Source organism: Pseudomonas sp. NPDC099000 (genome assembly GCF_044759925.1).
In the GTDB taxonomy this organism is placed as follows: Bacteria; Pseudomonadota; Gammaproteobacteria; order Pseudomonadales; family Pseudomonadaceae; genus Aquipseudomonas.
This window is the reverse complement of sequence record NZ_JBIWAF010000001.1, coordinates 149,144-166,599: the sequence shown is the minus strand read 5'-3', so window position 1 is coordinate 166,599 and position 17,456 is coordinate 149,144. Positions and strand designations below refer to the sequence as shown.

The window sequence follows — 17,456 nt, the reverse complement described above, 5'->3', positions numbered from 1 at the left end:
GGGGTGGCGCAAGGCGTTGTAGCCTCGATGCGGTAACAGCAAGCTTCGTTTAAACGAGTCTGAGTTTTTTGTTTAAACAGGCTGCGGGTAATCCACATTCGATCGTCATTTCAACAACCACCGCGACATCAACCGCGTCGTCAACGGCATCAGCCAATACACCATGTTGAACGACACCAACCCGGCAACCGTGACCTTGAATACCCAGGCCGGCAATCGCAGATCAATCAGCTCCAGCACCACCGCCAACCCCCAAGGCAGAAGAACGGTCAACGGCAAAACAATCATCCAAGACAGCAACCACTGCTTCCATCGCGCAACAGTCGCCCGCCCCTGCACCGGTTCAAACCAGAATTTCGAATCATCGTCAGTACGGTGATAGTCCTGCCGCAACCAAGGCAATGACTCGCGCAACAGCGCATGACGAACCTGAGATTCCAGCCACGCCACAACGTGCCCCTTGCTGACAAACCGCAGAATGATCGCGTAACGCAGGTGCGAGCCAACAGGCATGACCACGTCCGTCGCCAGGTAACCCGGAAACTGCCGGTGGGCGTCGATGGCCTTGCTCATCCATTGCTCATACAACGCCTGATGCTGCGGATTGACCTCATGCACAATCACGCTGACGCCAATCTCGGCGTCGAAGCTCATGGTTGCTGCCGCCGGAGCAGCGCCCGCTGGTAGATGCTTTCGCGCGCCAGAATCATCGGGTCATGACTCGGTGCAATGCCGTCGGTCAAGCGCCCAGGGTTGAAGTCGAGGCGCTGTTGGACGGATTGTTGCTCCCCGGCCGGGACAAGCGAATCAAGGGTCAGAATCCCCAGCTCAACTTCATCATGGCTGCGCGACCATGGGATCGAACCGTCTTCGATGGCATCCCCGGGCGCCGCCAGTTGCACCACCAGACGCAACTTCACAGCCCCTGTGCCCAACCGAGCGCTGATTTCATCCTGCAAATAATCGGCAGGCATCGCGGCGGCTTGCTGCTCGCTCAAGGCAGGCTCCACTCGCAACGGTTCAATCCGGTAGCGTCCGACATGTTCTTCACCCTGACGGTTGGTGAACACCAGAGCGTTGATGCCGAAGTACTCGACAGTGGCGTAACTGCTCGGCGCGGGCTTGGGTGTCTGAAGAAAATGCTCGGCTCGGGGATGGCTGGCCAGAAAGGTTTGCAGCGGCAGCGGGTCCGGCGGCGTGGCGACATTGGCGGCGATGCCTTGCAGAAAACTCAGGAAGTCTTCGGGTGTGGCCACCGGAAAGCCGTCGAACGAATGGGTCACGATATCCGTGGACTCGCCGTCCGGCAGGGTAAAACGAACGGCCAGGCCATGAGGGCTGGCCATCGGATCGCCGTCCTCGGTGGCGGGTACGCCGCTGAAGTTGGAGAACCGCAGCAACACCGGCACCGGTTGCCCCTGCAAATGCGCAGCCCGACTCAATACCGGGGCGGGTGGCGACGCCATAAAGGTTCCGCTGAGCAACACACCCTTGGCATGGGTCGCACGAAAGCCCGGGTGGTGGCCGAACGTCGCGGTCAGCGCGTCAAGTAACGCGTCGTAAAGTCTGTCCTTGGACATGGGGGCACTTCTCATGGGTGACACATCATTCTCGTGGGCGGCAAAGGCAGAGGACGCGGTCAGCGTCCCCGCCAGCAGCGCGCCGATCAATAATCGGCTGGGCCGCATTAAATTCAGCCCTTACGCATGCCGGGATTGAGCGCGATGTGTTTGTACTCGACAAAATCATCCATGGCCGCCACGCCGTTGAGGCGCCCCTGCCCCGACTGTTTGAAACCGCCCTCTTCAAACTCGTCGTAGACCACGGCCCAGTCATTGACCCACACCGTGCCCGCCTCCAGTTCGCGGGCCACCCGCAATGCGCGGTCGACATCGCGGGTCCAGACACTGGCCGCCAATCCAAACTCGCTGTTGTTGGCCAGTTCGATGCCTTCGGCTTCGCTGTCGAACACCTGCAACGTCAGCACCGGCCCGAAGGTCTCGCGCTGGACGATGGCCATCTCGGGGTCGCTGACCCGCAGCAGCGTCGGGCGATAGAACGCGCCCTTGGCCAACGGCCCCTCGGTCACCGGGCCGCCGCGAACGATGACTTGGGCACCGGCGGTAATCGCCTCTTTCACGATTTGATTGACCCGCTGCACGTTGGGCTTATCGATCAACGGCCCCATCTCGCTGGCCGAATCGGCGGCGGGCCCGACCCGCACCGCTTCCAAACGTGCGGCCAGTCGCTCGGTCAATGCCGTGGCGATATCCCGTTGCACCAACAGCCGCGAACCGGTCATGCAGAACTGACCGGCGAATACCGTCAGGGCTTTCACCAGGGTGGGCACGGCGGCGTCGAGGTCGGCGTCGTTGAACACCAGCATCGGCGTTTTTCCACCCAGTTCCAGGCCGAAACGCTTGAGGTGCTGGGCGCCCGCGGCTGAAATCGCCCGACCGGTGCTGGTGCTGCCGGTGAAGCTGATCACCGGAACACGCGGTGATTCCACCAAATGGATCGAGCCCGCCGCGCCCTGCTCGCTGAACAGATTGATCACGCCACGTGGCAACGACAACGCCTCGCTCATGATCCGGGCGACCAGGCAGTTGGTCTGGGCGGTTTGCCCGGGCATTTTGATGACTGTGGTGCAACCGGCCGCGAGCGCCGGTGCCAGCGAGCGAATCATCAGCACCACCGGCGAGTTCCACGGCACGATGATGCCCGCCACGCCCACCGCCTGACGAATCACCAGGGAAATCCTGCCGGGTTTTGGCTCGGCCGCACGCCCGTATTCGGCACGCGCCTGGGCGGCGTAATAGCGCAACTTGGAGGGCACCATGCCGACTTCAAACTCGGCTTCGGGTCGAATCTTGCCGTTCTCCAGTGCCAGGGTGTCGATCAGCTCATCGGCGTTGCGCTCGAAGGCATCCGCCAGCTCCAGCAATACCTGAGCGCGCAACTGGCGATCATCTTTCCAGGGTGATTCGGCAAACGCCCGTTGCGCGGCCTCGATGCCTGCTTGCGCTTCGTTCAAGCCGCCTTCGGCGTATCGGCCAATCAGCTCGTAAGTCGCCGGGTCGATGGAGTCTTTGTAAACACCGGAGTCCAGCCATTGGCCGTCGATCCAGTTCAATACCGGGGTGCTATTCATAGGGGCAGATTCCTTTGGGTCAAGCGTAGAGACGGGCAATGTGCTCGGCGGTGGCAATCACGGTGATGTTGGTGGCGACCGAGGGCACGTCGGGGAAGATCGACGCGTCCACCACGCGCAGCCCCTGCACACCGATGACTCGCGCTTGCAGGTCGACCACCGCCAGGGCATCCCCCGGCTTGCCCATCGGCGCCGTCGAGGTCGGATGGTGATAGGTGTCGAGGCTGGCTTTGACGCTGGCCAGTAAAGCCTCGTCCGAGTCATTGCCTTGACCGGGGTTGAGCTCGGAATGGATCAACGCATTCAGCGGCCCCGTGCTGCCGATTTTCCGGGCCAGACGGATGCCATCCAGCAGGCGCTGGCGGTCCTTGGGCTCGGCGAGAAAATTCAGGTCGATGCTCGGTGCCACGAACGGATCGCGGCGGGCCAGGGTCACCTTGCCCCGGGACAGTGGTCGCGTCAGGGCGACGGCGAGCACGAAGCCGACGCCGGTCGGGCTCTGATCATGAGGAAACAAGTGGGTGGCGGTGATGTGCAGGTCCAGCTCGCCATTCTCGGCGGAACGGCTGTGCGTCCAGAGCTTGGCGCCGATGGCGGGCGACTGGCTGCCGATTGCGTCAGGCTTGGCGGCATAAGCGTTGTAATAGAACGGGTGATCCACCAGGTTCTGCCCGACTGGTAGCTCGGCGACTTGTGGAATCTGCAACGCACGCAAGTCCTCGCCAGGCCCGACGCCGGAACGCAAGAGGATCGCGGCGCTGCCGTAGCTGCCGGCCGACAGGATCACTTCACCGGCCAGCAGCTTCACACCATTGGCCAGCTGCACGCCGATCGCACGCTTGCCGTCGAACAGCACTTTGTCTACCAGGCTGTCGGTCTGGATCTGCAGGTTGTCGCGGGCGCGCACCTCGTCGGTGAGGTACGCCATGCCGGTGTTGACCCGCACGCCGTTGACGATGTTCATCGGGTACGGGCCCACGCCATGGGCGTCAGCACCGTCGAAGTCCTCGATCACACGGTAGCCATTGGCGAAGGTCGCGTAGATGAACGCGCGCTGCATTGGGGTGACATCGGCCTTGCCGAGTTGATGCACCGGCAGCGGCCCTTCATGGCCGTGCAACGCGCTGGCACCGCCGCTGTGGGTTTCCAGTTTTTTGAACGACGGCAGCAGTTCTTCGTAGCTCCAGCCTGGCAAATCCCAGCGCTTGAAATCGGTGGCGCGGGCACGGATGGCCACCGCGCCGTTGATTGCCGAACTCCCTCCCAGCACCTTGCCGCGCAAGGCGCCGATGGGGTGGTCGATGTAGCCCGGTCGGGTCTTGTACCCCCATTCGAATTCAGGATTGGCGTTAGCGCCGACGATGTCGCTGCTGGCCACGATCTCGGGGTAATTGTGCGGGCCGTAGCCATGGCCGGCTTCGAGCAATAACACCTGACGCGTGGTGTTCTCACTCAAACGACGGGCCAGCACCGCGCCCGCCGAACCACCGCCAACTATGATCACATCAACCGGCGCGCTATCAGCCCCACGCTTGCCAGCCATACCGCTGGATTCCAACGCCTGCGCCAAACCACTGCCCGCCGCCAACGTCGCAGCGGCCACAACTCCGCCGGCCAGAACCGCCCGGCGAGCAGGATTGTCAAGGGTACTCTTCATCCGTTTTCTTCCCTGTCAGACGTCAGAATGCGTCTGTTGGGGAAAAGCATATGGGAGCACGCGCCGGCTCATAAGCCACTGAAAAACGATTCCACGTTCCGTTTTTTTCGAACGAAATCAACTCGGTGGCGACGCGTGATCTGCGAGCATCTGCTCCCACACCGGCGGGTTGCCGATCTGTTCGATGAGGAAGCTGGTCAGCGCATGCAGCTTGGGCGACGCTCGCTGGGATTGCCGGTAGACCGCCGAAATATTGCCGCCACGCGGGGCATAAGGTGCCAGCACTTCTTCGAGCTCACCGGCCACAATCGCCTGCGCCGCCAGGAAGGTCGGCAGAATCGCCAGACCCATGCCGGCCTTGGCGCCTTCCATGAGTTGATGGCCATTGTTGGTGCGCATCCGGCAGCGCACACGGAACGATTCCAGGGTGTTGTTCACCGGTAGCGTCCACATGCCGTGGGGTTCGCGATTCACATAGAGCATGGCGAAATGTCGGGACAGCTCTTGCGGGGTTTGCGGTGTGCCGTGAGCGGCCAGGTACTCCGGGCTCGCGCAGATGATGTGACGGTTGGGCGTGATGGTCTTGGCGACCAGCGAGGAGTCCGGCAACTCGCCAATGCGGATGGCCGCGTCATAGCGTTCTTCGTGCAGATTGACGTGGCGGTCATCGAACTCGATATCCAGCCGCAACTCCGGGTAACGCACGGCGAAGGACGACAGGATCGGCGTCAGGTAGCGAATGCTGAAGGCCATCGGCGCGGCAAGCCGCAGCACGCCGCGCAAGCTCGATTGAAACGCCTGCACCGCGTCTTCGGCGTCTTCGACATCGGCCAGAATTCGCACGCAATATCGGTAAAACACATCGCCCGACTCCGTCAGCCGGGCCTGACGCCCCCGCTCCAGCAAGATACTGCCCAGGCGTTTTTCCAGTTGCTGGATCCGCAGGCTGACCATGGATTTTGCGATACCCAAACGCCGAGCGGCTTCGGAAATACTGCCGGTGTCCACCACCATGACGAAAGAATGCATCTCGGACAGCTTGTTCAAGTTTTGTAATCCAGAGAAAAATCGGGGGCATGCCCAAATGCCAGCCAGTTAAGCCGTAACGCAGGCTTCGCCAGCTGCTACAAAGTCTGCGTTACGGCTTAACTGGCTGACGGGATTGTTTGATGGCATCGGCCAGCTTTTCCGCCGTCATGATGACAGTCGGGTTCAAGTTGATCAGCGGGATCTCGGGGAAGATGGAAGCATCAATCACGCGTAGCCCTTCCAGTCCATAAACGCGCCCTTCCTCGTCCACCACGGCGCTTGGGTCATCCGGCAAGCCCATCGGCGCCGTCGAGCAAGGATGCTGCAAGGTTCCCACACCTTTTGCCAGCGCCGCACGAATCTGCTCGTCGCTGTCGTCAGTCGCTGGGCCTGGATAGAGTTCTTCCACGATCAGGCTCTTGAGCGGTTCGGTGTTGGCCAGTTTGCGGGCCAGACGGAAGCACTCGATCATCCGGTTCATGTCATCTTCAGTGGTCAGGTGATTGAGTTCGATAACAGGTGCGTCTTGGGGAGCTCGACTGTTCAAACGCAAGCGACCGTGGGATGTGCAATGCATCAATTCCAGCCCCAGCGAAAAAGCGACGCCGGTTGGACTGATGGCGGGATCGAGCAGATGCGAGGGGGAAATACCGATGTCCAGTTCTTTATCCGAACCAGCGTAGGACGAGTGGGTCCACAACTGCGCCCCCACCACTGGACGATCCTGCCCCTTCAACGCGTCTATACCGCTGAAGTTCATCCAGAAGAACGCATGATCGAGCAGCCGAACACCGACCGGTGCGTCTTTTACCAAAGGAATATCCAACGCTTCAAGGTCTGCCCTGGGGCCGATGCCTGAACGCAAAAGAATCGCGGCAGACCCATAGGCACCCGCGCTCAGGATGACTTCTTGGCCGTGGACTTTTTCACCGCCCGCCAACAGCACCGACTGCACCTTGCCGTCTTCAAACAGCACCTTGTCTACAAGGCTTTGATCGAGGATCGACAGGTTGTGGCGAGCGCGTACTTCACGCGTGAGGTAGGCCATCCCGGTGTTGACGCGAACGCCGTTGATCACGTTCATGGGATTAGGGCCGGCGCCGTTATTGGCCTCGGGGTCGTTGAAGTCGTCGACTTTGTTGGCGCCGCACGCACATGCCGCCTCCACCATCGCGCGCTGTACCGGGGTGATGTAGTCCAAGGACATCTGGTGAATCGGCAGCGGCCCGTTGCGGCCATGCCATTTATCTTCGCCGTGGGCGGTGCGCTCCATTTTTTTGTAATACGGCAGCACCTCTTCAAAGCTCCAGCCTTTCAGGCCTCTGGCGGTGAAGCGCGCAAAGTCAAAAGGCAACGCTCGGCAGGCAACGGCGCCATTGATGGCAGAACTTCCGCCCAGGACTTTTCCACGCGGGGCGTAGACCCCCTGCGGTTGCTCGACCGGGGTTGCGAAGTAACCCCACTCGTAACGTTTATCACCGTTGGCGGCGATGATGGTGCTGCTGTAGATCTCTGCCGGGTATTCATCGGGGTCAAAGGCTCGACCCGCCTCAACCAGCAGAACACTCAGTTGTGGGTCTTGCGACAAACGCGCCGCCAAGACGGCACCGGCAGAACCGCCACCCAGAATGACGAAGTCGAATACGTTGCTGTGCACAATCATCTTTATTTCCCTATCGATAGCGACGATCAGCGCGTGGTGTTGAGTGCTTCGGTAATGACCCTGGCCACGTCGGCAGGTCGAGACTGATGCGGCACATGGCTGGTCGGGAGCGCCGTCGTTGTGGCATTGATTTTCCGGGCGAGTGCGCGCTGCAAGTCAGGTGCAATCATGCGATCGCGCTCACTGACGATGTACCACGAGGGCTTCTGCTTCCAGGCGGCCACGCTGATGCGCTCGTCGAACGCCTTGGAGTTGATGGCGCCTTGCGTGGCGGCCATCACCCGACCCTGCACAGCGGGCACGTCCGGGGCAAAATCCTGCTCGATACCTTGTTGCGTGAGCGACAAATACCCGGCCTTGTCAGCCACAAATTCGGCCATGCCCGGCGACGGCGGATAGCCCTTGCCGACCTCGGCCGTGGTCTGCCCGACGTCCGGGACGAACGCGGCCACGTAGACCAGCGCCGCCACCTTGTCGCTCGCACCGGCCACGGTGATCACGCTCCCGCCCCACGAATGCCCGACCAGCACCACCTTGCCCGGCGCCGCTTCAATCGCACGGCGGGTCGTGGCCACATCATCGGCCAGCGAATTCAAACCGTTCTGCACCGCCCGTACTTTCACCCCTTTGGCCTGCAGCAACGTGATCACCTTGGCCCAGTCAGAACCGTCGGCAAACGCCCCATGCACCAGCACAACGGACGGATCGTTTGCAGCATTGGCGTAGCCCACCGAACCCAGTGTGGCCAAACCCAAAGACATCGCGAGAATCGTCCTGCGTAACATCTGAAGCTCCTTAAATGAACCCACCGAACGGCGGCAATCTAGGCGCTTCGCTGTCTTGTGAACCAGTCCCGAAAAACGGGTTTGTCTTTCCCATCCATTGGATGATCGTTCTTGTATAGTTGGGCTCTTTTGGCCGAATGGATGCCGCCCGGTGCTCGATCTCAATGACCTTCAGTACTTTGTGATGGTGGTGGACCACGGCGGCTTCGCGCCGACCGCACGGGCGCTGGGCATCCCGAAATCCAATCTCAGCCGCCGCATTGCACTGCTTGAAGAACGCTTGGGCGTGCGCCTGATCATCCGCAACACCCGCAATTTCAACGTGACCGAATTAGGCCAGACGTATTACGCCCATTGCCGCGCCATGCTCAAAGGGGCAGAAGCCGCCGAAGCAGCGGTGGCCATGACCCGTTCAGAACCCGGCGGGCTGCTGCGCGTCACCTGCCCGACGGTATTACTGGAAGAATGCGTCGGCGGCATCATCACGCGATTCATGGCCATGCACCCGCGTGTCGAAGTGCATCTGGAAGCCAGCGACCGTCAGGTCGATGTGGTCGCCGAAGGCGTTGACCTGGCACTGCGAGTCCGCCCGCCTCCCCTCCAGGATTCGGGCCTGGTCAACCGCGTCATGTCCCAGCGACCGCAATGCCTGGTGGCCAGTCCCGCGTTATTGAATCGCCTCGGTGAACCCCAGGAACCGGAAGAGCTGTCACGCTTCCCCAGCGTCCATCACGGCAGTCCGCAACGTGATTACAGCTGGACGTTGTTCCATCAAGATGGCGCGGAATTTACGATTCAGCACCGTCCGCAACTGATTACCAAGGGATTGCCGATGCTGCGGTGTGCGGCAATAGACAGCGTTGGTATTGCACAGATGCCGATGTCGCTGGTGCATGACTTTATCGAGCGCGGGCAACTGGTGGTGGTGTTGCCTGATTGGGCGCCGCGGACTGAGATGATATATGCCGTGTTTGCGAGCAGGCACGGGATGCTGCCGTCGATGCGGATGTTGCTTGATTTTATGGTGGAGCAGTTCAGGTTGCTGGATGATCCGGCGCGGGGGATGCGCGGGGTTCCAGTGGGTTGATGTCTTGTTTCAGGGTAGTTGCCCGTGAACCCGAAGGATCTGGATTCCGGGCACAAAAAATCCTTAATCGCTACGCTGCCAGCTCGACGTAACTCGACTCACCTCCTCCAGTCGCACCCGACAACCAACCCCATACAAATGTCAGGGTAGTACGTCCGCGGTGATCAACGCCGACTGTGCCACGAGACCAGCCGGCAAGAATCTCGCCATCCGTGGTCAAGCACTGATAAAGAAGCTCGATAGTATCGGGGCCAGTCACACGCCCGACCTGATTACCGATACGGATATGCCCGCCTTGGTAAGTGCCCGAAATGGCATCGCCCTCGACATGGTACAGAAATACAGTGCCGCTACCGGATAGCCCGTGGGCGTTTTCCGCTACCGTGAACCGGCGATTGTTCAAACGCTTGCTGACTTGAGAAAAGGGAGTTTCCATAAATATCGCGTCCTTTAGTTGAGATGTTCCATTCAATCCTTCAATTGCCCGACCCGTTACCCATTTGACCAGTTGCCCGTGAGTGTTCCCGAAAAAGTCGTCTCTACTGGCCCACTGAGCAACACCGATCCCACGCCATCCCATTGAACGGTTACGGTGCCACCATCACATTCAACCTCAACGCAATCGTCTAACAAACCACGACGAATTCCGTTAACAACGGCGCCACACGAGCAGGAACCTGAACCGAGCGGAATACCGCCCCAGCGTTCCCAAATGCGCAACCGGATATGCTTTCGGTCAATGATCTGGGCGAAATGCACGTTCGTTCTGAGGGGAAACAGAGGGTTTGTTTCAATGGCCGGTCCGATTGTCGCAATATCAATCGCCGTAAGATCATCGACAAAATAAGTGCAGTGCGGATTTCCCATGCTGCATGCAGTTGGACCACCATCCAGGGGTAATACAGCGGTATCCATTTCCTGAGCCAGCGGAACGTCCGACCACCCAAAAAGCGGCTTCCCCATGTTGACCGAAATGGCTCCGGTGGAGGTTCGTTCGCAAGTGAGTAGCCCCCGGTTGGTTCGGAACGCTATCGACATGGAATTCGATTCGCGCATCAGCATATCCGCGGCACCACGCGTTGCGCTGCCACACACATCCAGCGTGGAGCCATCTGCATTCCAAAACCTCAAGCGCGCATCGGCATCATCGCAATCGAGCACCACTGCGAGTTGATTGAATCCAACGCCGCGGTTCCGATCACCCATTCGCCGAGCCATGGAGCCTGTCACTGGATTGGCCGAGTTTCGCGAGTCCACCACAACGAAGTCATCGCCGTTGGCGTGCATTTTGTGAAATCTCAGTGGCATAAATAGATCCTGGCGAGGAGACATTGGGATTAATTGGCGGATGAAGGCAATCTAACTTCACAGGACTGCGCTGTCATCACAGTATCCCGAAGGGTTCAAGTCGCACTATTTATCGTCATCATGACCAAAGAATTTGGGATCGAGCACCAACGCGCGCAACGGCTTCAGGCGTTTTTCGGCGAGATCGGCCTGGCGGGAGCATTCAGTGGAGTCCCCGGCGGCACCCACAGCCGTTGCCTGTTCAGCCATTTGGCGCAACAGCAGGATCCTTTCCTCCACCGCCCTCAAGGTGTCCCAAAGTCCCGTGTCGATCGCCTCATTGACCTCACAAATGAGCGACTTCATCGAAAAGGCATGACCTGTGTGGCAAGGAAATCTGACGATGGAGCCTTCCTCGATTTGCACGAGGACGCCGTGAAAGTCCGGACAGGTGAATTGGGACACTTTACCTAAGCCCATGCCCCCCCGCTTCGAGACCGTTCCTTTTCAAGGAGATCACGTTCTCGATGACATGCCGGTCTCTTACCTCGTGAATGGATTGGCCAGCTATTGGGCTTCCCACCGCTTGGGAGAGCTCGGTGGCAAGTTCTGCCGTTGAGCCGATAACGTCGATGTCCACGCGGGGAGATCAGCGGGTAGATGTTCAAACAAGGCGATCAGCGCCTGAACGCCACCTGCAGAGGTGCCGATGACGACGATATTGCGCACACTTGCATCAAGTTCATCCGTCACAGGGCGCTCTTATGGCGCTTCTCCGGTGAAACTTTCGAATATCGAAATCAAGCCCCGAAAGATTCGGGGCTTGATTGGATCAGACGTCATCAGGACTTACGTCCTCCACCACCGCTCATGCCATCATCATGGCGGCCTGTTCCAGAGGACTTATCTCGGTCATCGGCAAGATTTCCGCCGCGCCCGCTTCCTTGCCCACCGGTGGACGATTGGTCAGCCTTGTTGGATTGTTGTCCGCCTGAAGCCTGGCCGCCTTTTTGGCCGGGTTTGGACATGTTTTCCTTATCGTCGGCAAACTCCCCTCCGCGGTTTGTACCCTGCCCGCCTCCGGACATGCGGTCTTTATCGCGCGATGGTTGCCCGCCGGAAGCTTGACCACCTTTTTGGCCTGCTTCAGACGCCCGTTGTGGATCGTTGGCAACGTTTCCGCCAGACGCTTCTCCGCCTTTCTTGCCGGCTTCTGAAGCCTTGTCCCGGTCATTGGAAAAATTGCCTGGATTGTTGTTTCCTGTATTGGCCATTTTGGTTCACCTCTACATCGTTAGCACGAGCATGGGCCCGTACAATTCGGAGGACGCACAAAACGGAAAGTTTGAACGGAAATACGGGGCTTACGACGAGCGGATCGGGGCGTTTGGTTCCATTGAAAATGGCGTTCATTCGACTGACGGCTGTTCACACCAAATGGTCGATGTTTACTAGACTTAATAACGCTCGGAAGCCCTCCCTGCATCACACTCAGTAGGTCAATCGATGACTGAACACATCGTGCATTTTCATTGCCAGATCGACCAGGCGACGACCGAACGCTTCAGGGATTGCTGCCTTGACGCCATCGACCAGGGTGCCACCTCCCTTCTCTTGAACCTGTCCACTTGCGGGGGTAGCACCAATTTTGGCTTCACGCTCTACACATTCCTGAAGTCATTGCCCGTTCCGCTTTGCGCAATCAACGCCGGCAATATCGAGTCGATGGGCATCATCATGTTCCTGGCGGCAGGTCGTCGCATCACATCACCTCATGCACGCTTTCTGATACACCCGATGAACTGGTACTTCAGTCAAAAATCCGTCGACCATCAACGACTGCGGGAATACCTGTCCAGTCTCGACAATGACCTCGCGCGCTACGTGCAAATCTTCATGCTCGAAACCGCTGACGCAGCGACCAAACTCGATATTTTTCATTGCTTGTCCGCGGAGGAAAAAGTCATCGCCGCACATGAATCGCTGGCCTATGGCATTGCTCACGAGATGAAGCAGATGGTGTTTGCCGATGATGTGAAACACTGGAAAGTCAGTGGCGGATGATCGATCTGAAAAACTTTTGTCAGCCTTAGGCCCCGATCTGAATTCCAGACACAAAAAAGCCCACTGACCGTTACCGGTTCAGTGGGCTTTTTACTGCGTGACACGTTGAAACCAGCTACCGGCCAATTGCTACCGGCCACAAACGGACCTGGGCGCCCCTCAACGAGGCCTTTAGGGCGCGACATGATGTTGAACAAAGGCCATTTTCTCCAGAGTTTCGTACAGAACCTAAAGATTAAAAAATTGGTTTCTACCCCGTTCTTTAGCTATGTAGAGAGCTTTATCGGCTCGGGCCAGTAGTACGTTATACGGCTGCAGCGGACCAAATATCTGTACTGAAAAACCAACACTTATAGTTAAGTATCCTGTGCTGGAAGCGGAGTGCGGTATTCTCAAGTCTCGCACTACTTGGCATAGAGTTTCGACGTGCCGAGCTGATTGGTCTTTCGTCATGCCGTTGAAAAGAACTACAAATTCTTCACCGCCATACCTGGCTGCAAAATCAGAGCCTCGCTGGAAAGACTTATTCAAACTATCAGCGACACGCATTAATGCTACATCGCCAGCTTGATGCCCATAAATATCGTTGAATGACTTGAAGTTATCAACATCAATCATGGCAAGCGTCAATGAGTCGCTATTGCGGCATGCAATTTTACATTGAATTTCGAATTGCGTATCAAAAAAACGACGATTGTAAATTCCTGTCAGCCCGTCCTTTATGGATAGTTGTTCGAAGTGTGATTTCATTTCCTCAAGGGACTGATGTTCGTCGCGAAGTTGCTGTTGTATTAGCATGCGAGATGTTACATCTTTTTGTATACCTAAAAAATTGGTTACAACTCCACTTTCATCATGAATTGGAGAAATGCTCAGCTCATTCCAAAACATCGTTCCATCCTTGCGGTAGTTCCGCAATGTTACGAGGCAGTACTCACCTTTCTTAACGGCTTCGTGAATAATTTCAAGTTCAGGCTGTTCTTGATCGTTTTTTTGTAGGTATCGGCAGTTAATGTTAGTGATTTCTTCAAACGAGTAACCGGTCATGCGCTCAAAAGCAGGATTCACAAAAATCAGCGGATTGTCGTCAATACAATTATCGGAAATGGTGATGCCATCTCGCGAATCCATAACTGCCTGTTTAAGAATTTCAATCTTCATGCAAATTCCGTTAGTAGGATTCAATGGAGAAGCGCTGTTTTAAAAGGGTATAGCTATCTAGACAACACAATTATTTTACTTGCTTGATATATGAGTGTAGTCATTGAAAAAATACAATGTCTGTTTTTTATGCTTTCGATAGCCGTTGCGATTGATTTCAGTCAAAAGCTCCGCAGAGATGGCCTTGGCTGGCTGATTGCGTCGACCGGTTGAATCCACAGCCGAAAGCTCACACGTCGAACGAGATGAATCTACCCCTTGCAGAAAACCACTCCCCACAAAGCCCACTGACCGTCACCGGTTCAGTGGGCTTTTGACAGGCCTCTAGTTACAGAGCCATATCCGTCGCAGCATTAGCCTTCGGCGCCTTCGCCTTATCAGCATCAGCCGGAGCAGCAGCCGGAGCTGCCACGTGACCAATCGCCGGCGACGGAGTCAGTTGCAGCACCTCGGCGGTGTAAGCCCACTCCTGCGCAACCTTCTCAGGACTGCCATTCAGCTGAGTGCCATAGCTCGGCACGATCTGATGCAGTTTCTCCTGCCAAGCCGGCGAAGCCACCTTGTCTTTGAACACTTTCTGCAGCACGGTCAGCATGATCGGCGCAGCAGTCGATGCGCCCGGCGATGCGTCCAGCAGGCCGGCGATCGCGCCGTCCGCAGAAGCAACGATTTCAGTACCCAATTTCAGCACGCCACCCGCCGCTTCATCACGCTTGATGATGTGCACGCGTTGGCCGGCTTGCCCGATGCGGATTCCGAAGCGCGAGCCTAGGTAGAAAGGTGCGGCTTCACAGTAACTTCGAGCATGTCCACCAGTTCAGGGTCCATGTAGCGAAAGTCGTCGGGAATATCCAGAGAGTGAATCCGCTTGTGTTCAAGCAGGCGAGCGTACTCAGCCTGCAGGCGATTCAGGTGTTTGCGTTCCATGACAAAAATGACATCGGCCCAACGAATATCCGCTGCGTCGATGGGTTTGCGTGCATTCGGGCTAGTGCCCGCTGAACGGGCACTGAAGCCAGGTCGACGGCGCCAGATTGCTTCCGCAGTAGGGCTACGCCATTGGTTACGGCTGCAGACGAACAGGAGGTTAGTCACTCTAGATCCAACAATTGGCGGGTGTTGCGGATGGGATAGCTCATGCCGAGTTGGCGTGCCCTGACCAACTTGTCGGCACGGGTGTACAGCAGCTTCCAGTTCTTTTCCGGCTTGAACTTCAGCGGACGGACCGCTTTGTCATTGTCGCATTTACGGGCCTGTGTGCGTCTCCAGGCGCGGGTTCTTACCATGGTCATGTCCTCGTGAGTACCGGGTTCAGCAGCCGCGGTAATACGAGTTGCGATTATGGTAAGCGTGAATCGAGGGAGTGGCTAGTCTGGTGCAGTTATCGAATTCCAACGGCGGCAATTTCTGGGCCGAGAGCAGACGTAGACGAGTCAGCTTTGGGTCGATTGCAGTCCTTCGCGACAGGCTGCAATCGGGCCAGAAGCAGACATTTCAGGAAAGGATTAGGGGCCGGCTAGAGCGTTCATCCGGTTTTCGATATGAAGATGGCAAGCAATATTCCTACGTTCGACAATAAGCCAACAAACTCAAACATTAAGCTGCGTAGAAACTGCCAGCCGGCGCTCTCTCCTCGTGTTCGATCACACCAACAGACTAATGCTGCGGCAATCCACACACCGGGGTAACTACACACATACCAAAACCACGTTAACGCTTCTGGACTAGGTTGAGAGTGAAGCCAAAGGAAGAAAAACACCAAGTACACGGCGGATATCAGCATCCCGCCTATCTTGGCAGGCCCAGATCCACCCATTGCTTGCATCAGGCCCAGCGTGAGTAGCCCAGGTCCTGAGTACCACAAGAACCTTCCCAAAGTGCCCGCTTGACTAAGGTCTGCCAGAGCAACGCCCAATGCCAAGAAAAAACATGTACTGACAAAAAATGACTTTTGCCAATTGCCGACACTTAAGCCAAATCGCATACATGCCCTCATGGCTTGGATTTTTCGAAGCTCCCTCTAGCGTTTGTATCACATTAGGCCCAACCAGAGCTCACCCTGCAAAAGGTAGATACGCCCGGCCAAAGTATCCTTGAGGAACAATGTCCGCTATGGGTCGGCTGCTGCCCTTCATAACTGGTCGTTATCGACCGAACGTAATGAGGTAGCAATCTTTAGGTCCACCCTCCCCCAACTCAGCAGCCACCTGCGGGCATTGCTACGTCCAGTAATCGACCTGGTGATGCCAGCCGCTCGACAGAAGTCGCAATTCAATCCCGAGCAATCTTGTCATTTGCCAAGGCTTAGGGCAGGGTCGATACCACTGACATCTCTGCCAAAGGAGTCAACCCATGTCAAAGGTATATCCCAGTATCGATCCCGAGGGGCTGGTCGAGTACTCAGTGGTCTACACCGACCGCTCGCTCAACCACATGTCGCAGTCATTTCAAGGCGTGATGAAGAACATTTCCAGGACCCTGAAACAGGTCTACAACGCCCAGGCTGTTGCGGTGGTCCCGGGCAGCGGCACATTCGGCATGGAAGCGGTGGCGCGACAGTTTGCCACCGACCAGCAATGCCTGGTGATACGCAACGGCTGGTTCAGTTATCGCTGGAGCCAGATCCTTGAGATGGGCAACATCCCGGCGGCCACCACGGTGCTGAAAGCCCGACCGGTCGACACGGGTCGCCAGGCTGCCTACGCCCCACCCCCTCTGGACGAAGTGCTGGCAGCCATTCAGGTGCAGAAACCGCAAATTGTCTTCGCCCCCCACGTTGAAACCTCATCAGGGATTATCCTGCCCGACGAGTACCTGCGAGCCGTCGGCGACGCCGTGCATGCGGTGGGTGGCCTGTTCGTGCTGGACTGCATCGCCTCAGGCACGCTTTGGGTCGATATGCAGAAATGCGCAGTCGACCTGCTGATCAGCGCACCGCAGAAAGGCTGGAGCGCCTCCCCTTGCTGCGCCCTGGTCATGCTCAGTTCTTTGGCCCTCGAGCGCATCGAACTGACGCAAAGTAGCAGCTTCGCCTGCGACCTGAAAAAGTGGCTTCAGATCATGCAGGCCTACGAACAGGGCGGACATGCCTACCATGCGACCATGCCCAGCGATTCCCTCGCGCGATTTAACGAAGTGATGAAAGAGACGCAAGCCTACGGTTTCGACAAGGTCCGCGGCGAACAACAGGCGCTGGGCGATCGGGTGCGCGCAATGTTGGCCGGCAAAGGCATCAAAAGCGTAGCCGCAGCCGGCTTTCAGGCCCCTGGCGTAGTGGTGAGCTACACCGATGATGCTGAGATCAAGAGCGGTAAGAAATTTGCCAACCACGGCCTGCAGATCGCCGCCGGAGTACCCTTGCAATGCGACGAGCCGGCCGACTTCCAGACCTTCCGCATCGGTCTGTTCGGACTCGAAAAGCTGCACAATATCGAGCGCACGGTCAGCACCCTCGAGCAGGCACTGGACGAGGTGATGGTTAACTAAACCCTCATCTTGCCTGCGGCAGATACCGAACTTGTGAACTCCAGGAACGCATCCTGCCTTGGGCACTGCCAGCCCCATGGCGCTGA

17 protein-coding genes and 2 pseudogenes are annotated in these 17,456 nt (G+C 57.6%); 3 read left to right on the top strand and 16 right to left on the bottom strand.

Annotated elements, in window-relative coordinates; genetic code table 11:
- Positions 1 to 105: 105 nt before the first annotated feature.
- The 7 genes from ACIQV9_RS00825 to ACIQV9_RS00795 all read right to left on the bottom strand — a co-directional run bounded on the left by ACIQV9_RS00825 (position 106) and on the right by ACIQV9_RS00795 (position 8,285).
- On the bottom strand, positions 106 to 654 hold the full coding sequence (locus tag ACIQV9_RS00825) for a hypothetical protein (RefSeq protein ID WP_403096919.1): 549 nt from the start codon (positions 652 to 654) through the stop codon (positions 106 to 108).
- On the bottom strand, positions 651 to 1,580 hold the full coding sequence (locus tag ACIQV9_RS00820; protein ID WP_403096916.1) for a catalase family peroxidase: 930 nt from the start codon (positions 1,578 to 1,580) through the stop codon (positions 651 to 653). Before ACIQV9_RS00820 ends, ACIQV9_RS00825 begins: the two co-directional genes overlap by 4 nt.
- 113 nt (positions 1,581 to 1,693) lie before the next feature.
- Positions 1,694 to 3,151, bottom strand: coding sequence for an aldehyde dehydrogenase family protein (locus ACIQV9_RS00815; protein WP_403096913.1), 1,458 nt, complete (start codon positions 3,149 to 3,151; stop codon positions 1,694 to 1,696).
- A gap of 19 nt (positions 3,152 to 3,170) precedes the next feature.
- The gene (locus tag ACIQV9_RS00810) at positions 3,171 to 4,808 is read right to left on the bottom strand and encodes a GMC oxidoreductase (protein WP_403096910.1); all 1,638 of its coding nucleotides are present in this window, start codon (positions 4,806 to 4,808) and stop codon (positions 3,171 to 3,173) included.
- A gap of 117 nt (positions 4,809 to 4,925) precedes the next feature.
- Entirely contained in the window at positions 4,926 to 5,855 is a 930-nt protein-coding gene (locus ACIQV9_RS00805; protein ID WP_403096907.1) for a LysR substrate-binding domain-containing protein, read from the bottom strand.
- A 91-nt stretch (positions 5,856 to 5,946) separates the two neighbouring features.
- Positions 5,947 to 7,500, bottom strand: coding sequence for a GMC family oxidoreductase (locus tag ACIQV9_RS00800; RefSeq protein ID WP_403096904.1), 1,554 nt, complete (start codon positions 7,498 to 7,500; stop codon positions 5,947 to 5,949).
- Between the two features lie 26 nt (positions 7,501 to 7,526).
- On the bottom strand, positions 7,527 to 8,285 hold the full coding sequence (locus tag ACIQV9_RS00795; RefSeq protein WP_403096901.1) for an alpha/beta fold hydrolase: 759 nt from the start codon (positions 8,283 to 8,285) through the stop codon (positions 7,527 to 7,529).
- A gap of 151 nt (positions 8,286 to 8,436) precedes the next feature.
- On the opposite strand from ACIQV9_RS00795, the gene ACIQV9_RS00790 reads away from it, so the two are divergent.
- Positions 8,437 to 9,372 carry a LysR substrate-binding domain-containing protein gene (locus ACIQV9_RS00790; RefSeq protein ID WP_403096898.1) on the top strand — a complete coding sequence of 312 codons (936 nt, stop codon included), beginning with the start codon at positions 8,437 to 8,439 and terminating at the stop codon, positions 9,370 to 9,372.
- A gap of 70 nt (positions 9,373 to 9,442) precedes the next feature.
- On the opposite strand, the gene ACIQV9_RS00785 is transcribed toward ACIQV9_RS00790, so the two are convergent.
- From ACIQV9_RS00785 to ACIQV9_RS00765, 5 genes and pseudogenes are all read right to left on the bottom strand, one after another.
- Positions 9,443 to 9,808 (bottom strand): hypothetical protein, encoded by a 366-nt coding sequence (locus ACIQV9_RS00785; protein ID WP_403096895.1) that lies wholly within the window; start codon positions 9,806 to 9,808, stop codon positions 9,443 to 9,445.
- Between the two features lie 56 nt (positions 9,809 to 9,864).
- Complete coding sequence (dapF, locus tag ACIQV9_RS00780) at positions 9,865 to 10,680, bottom strand: diaminopimelate epimerase (protein ID WP_403096892.1); 816 nt, start codon at positions 10,678 to 10,680, stop codon at positions 9,865 to 9,867.
- A 105-nt stretch (positions 10,681 to 10,785) separates the two neighbouring features.
- Positions 10,786 to 11,139, bottom strand: coding sequence for a hypothetical protein (locus ACIQV9_RS00775; protein ID WP_403096889.1), 354 nt, complete (start codon positions 11,137 to 11,139; stop codon positions 10,786 to 10,788).
- Positions 11,140 to 11,226: 87 nt separating this feature from the next.
- The gene (locus tag ACIQV9_RS00770) at positions 11,227 to 11,388 is read right to left on the bottom strand and encodes a chemotaxis protein CheB (protein ID WP_403097631.1); all 162 of its coding nucleotides are present in this window, start codon (positions 11,386 to 11,388) and stop codon (positions 11,227 to 11,229) included.
- Between the two features lie 383 nt (positions 11,389 to 11,771).
- Positions 11,772 to 11,933 (bottom strand): annotated as a pseudogene (locus ACIQV9_RS00765) (general stress protein); the annotation flags it as partial.
- A 232-nt stretch (positions 11,934 to 12,165) separates the two neighbouring features.
- Here ACIQV9_RS00765 and ACIQV9_RS00760 point away from each other — a divergent pair.
- The gene (locus ACIQV9_RS00760; RefSeq protein ID WP_403096886.1) at positions 12,166 to 12,723 is read left to right on the top strand and encodes an ATP-dependent Clp protease proteolytic subunit; all 558 of its coding nucleotides are present in this window, start codon (positions 12,166 to 12,168) and stop codon (positions 12,721 to 12,723) included.
- A gap of 228 nt (positions 12,724 to 12,951) precedes the next feature.
- On the opposite strand, the gene ACIQV9_RS00755 is transcribed toward ACIQV9_RS00760, so the two are convergent.
- From ACIQV9_RS00755 to ACIQV9_RS00740, 4 genes and pseudogenes are all read right to left on the bottom strand, one after another.
- Entirely contained in the window at positions 12,952 to 13,884 is a 933-nt protein-coding gene (locus tag ACIQV9_RS00755) for a diguanylate cyclase (RefSeq protein WP_403096883.1), read from the bottom strand.
- A gap of 328 nt (positions 13,885 to 14,212) precedes the next feature.
- Positions 14,213 to 14,635 (bottom strand): annotated as a pseudogene (locus ACIQV9_RS00750) (malate:quinone oxidoreductase); the annotation flags it as partial.
- Between the two features lie 17 nt (positions 14,636 to 14,652).
- Complete coding sequence (locus ACIQV9_RS00745; RefSeq protein ID WP_403096880.1) at positions 14,653 to 14,979, bottom strand: low molecular weight protein tyrosine phosphatase family protein; 327 nt, start codon at positions 14,977 to 14,979, stop codon at positions 14,653 to 14,655.
- Positions 14,976 to 15,170: a hypothetical protein gene (locus ACIQV9_RS00740; RefSeq protein ID WP_403096877.1), complete on the bottom strand. Its 195-nt coding sequence runs from the start codon at positions 15,168 to 15,170 to the stop codon at positions 14,976 to 14,978. The genes ACIQV9_RS00745 and ACIQV9_RS00740 overlap by 4 nt, the downstream gene beginning before the upstream one ends.
- Positions 15,171 to 16,236: 1,066 nt before the next feature.
- Between ACIQV9_RS00740 and ACIQV9_RS00735 the strand changes: the two genes are divergently transcribed.
- Positions 16,237 to 17,370: an aminotransferase class V-fold PLP-dependent enzyme gene (locus tag ACIQV9_RS00735; protein ID WP_403096874.1), complete on the top strand. Its 1,134-nt coding sequence runs from the start codon at positions 16,237 to 16,239 to the stop codon at positions 17,368 to 17,370.
- Positions 17,371 to 17,456 lie beyond the last annotated feature (86 nt).

Bases quoted from the DNA above. Each gene is read 5' to 3' on its own strand.
- ACIQV9_RS00760 (WP_403096886.1), top strand. From the start codon at position 12,166: ATGACTGAACACATCGTGCATTTTCATTGCCAGATCGACCAGGCGACG.
- ACIQV9_RS00755 (WP_403096883.1), bottom strand. From the start codon at position 13,884: ATGAAGATTGAAATTCTTAAACAGGCAGTTATGGATTCGCGAGATGGC.
- ACIQV9_RS00800 (WP_403096904.1), bottom strand. From the start codon at position 7,500: ATGATTGTGCACAGCAACGTATTCGACTTCGTCATTCTGGGTGGCGGT.
- ACIQV9_RS00735 (WP_403096874.1), top strand. From the start codon at position 16,237: ATGTCAAAGGTATATCCCAGTATCGATCCCGAGGGGCTGGTCGAGTAC.
- ACIQV9_RS00815 (WP_403096913.1), bottom strand. From the start codon at position 3,151: ATGAATAGCACCCCGGTATTGAACTGGATCGACGGCCAATGGCTGGAC.
- ACIQV9_RS00810 (WP_403096910.1), bottom strand. From the start codon at position 4,808: ATGAAGAGTACCCTTGACAATCCTGCTCGCCGGGCGGTTCTGGCCGGC.
- ACIQV9_RS00820 (WP_403096916.1), bottom strand. From the start codon at position 1,580: ATGTCCAAGGACAGACTTTACGACGCGTTACTTGACGCGCTGACCGCG.
- ACIQV9_RS00775 (WP_403096889.1), bottom strand. From the start codon at position 11,139: ATGGGCTTAGGTAAAGTGTCCCAATTCACCTGTCCGGACTTTCACGGC.
- ACIQV9_RS00825 (WP_403096919.1), bottom strand. From the start codon at position 654: ATGAGCTTCGACGCCGAGATTGGCGTCAGCGTGATTGTGCATGAGGTC.
- ACIQV9_RS00740 (WP_403096877.1), bottom strand. From the start codon at position 15,170: ATGGTAAGAACCCGCGCCTGGAGACGCACACAGGCCCGTAAATGCGAC.
- ACIQV9_RS00795 (WP_403096901.1), bottom strand. From the start codon at position 8,285: ATGTTACGCAGGACGATTCTCGCGATGTCTTTGGGTTTGGCCACACTG.
- ACIQV9_RS00785 (WP_403096895.1), bottom strand. From the start codon at position 9,808: ATGGAAACTCCCTTTTCTCAAGTCAGCAAGCGTTTGAACAATCGCCGG.
- dapF (WP_403096892.1), bottom strand. From the start codon at position 10,680: ATGCCACTGAGATTTCACAAAATGCACGCCAACGGCGATGACTTCGTT.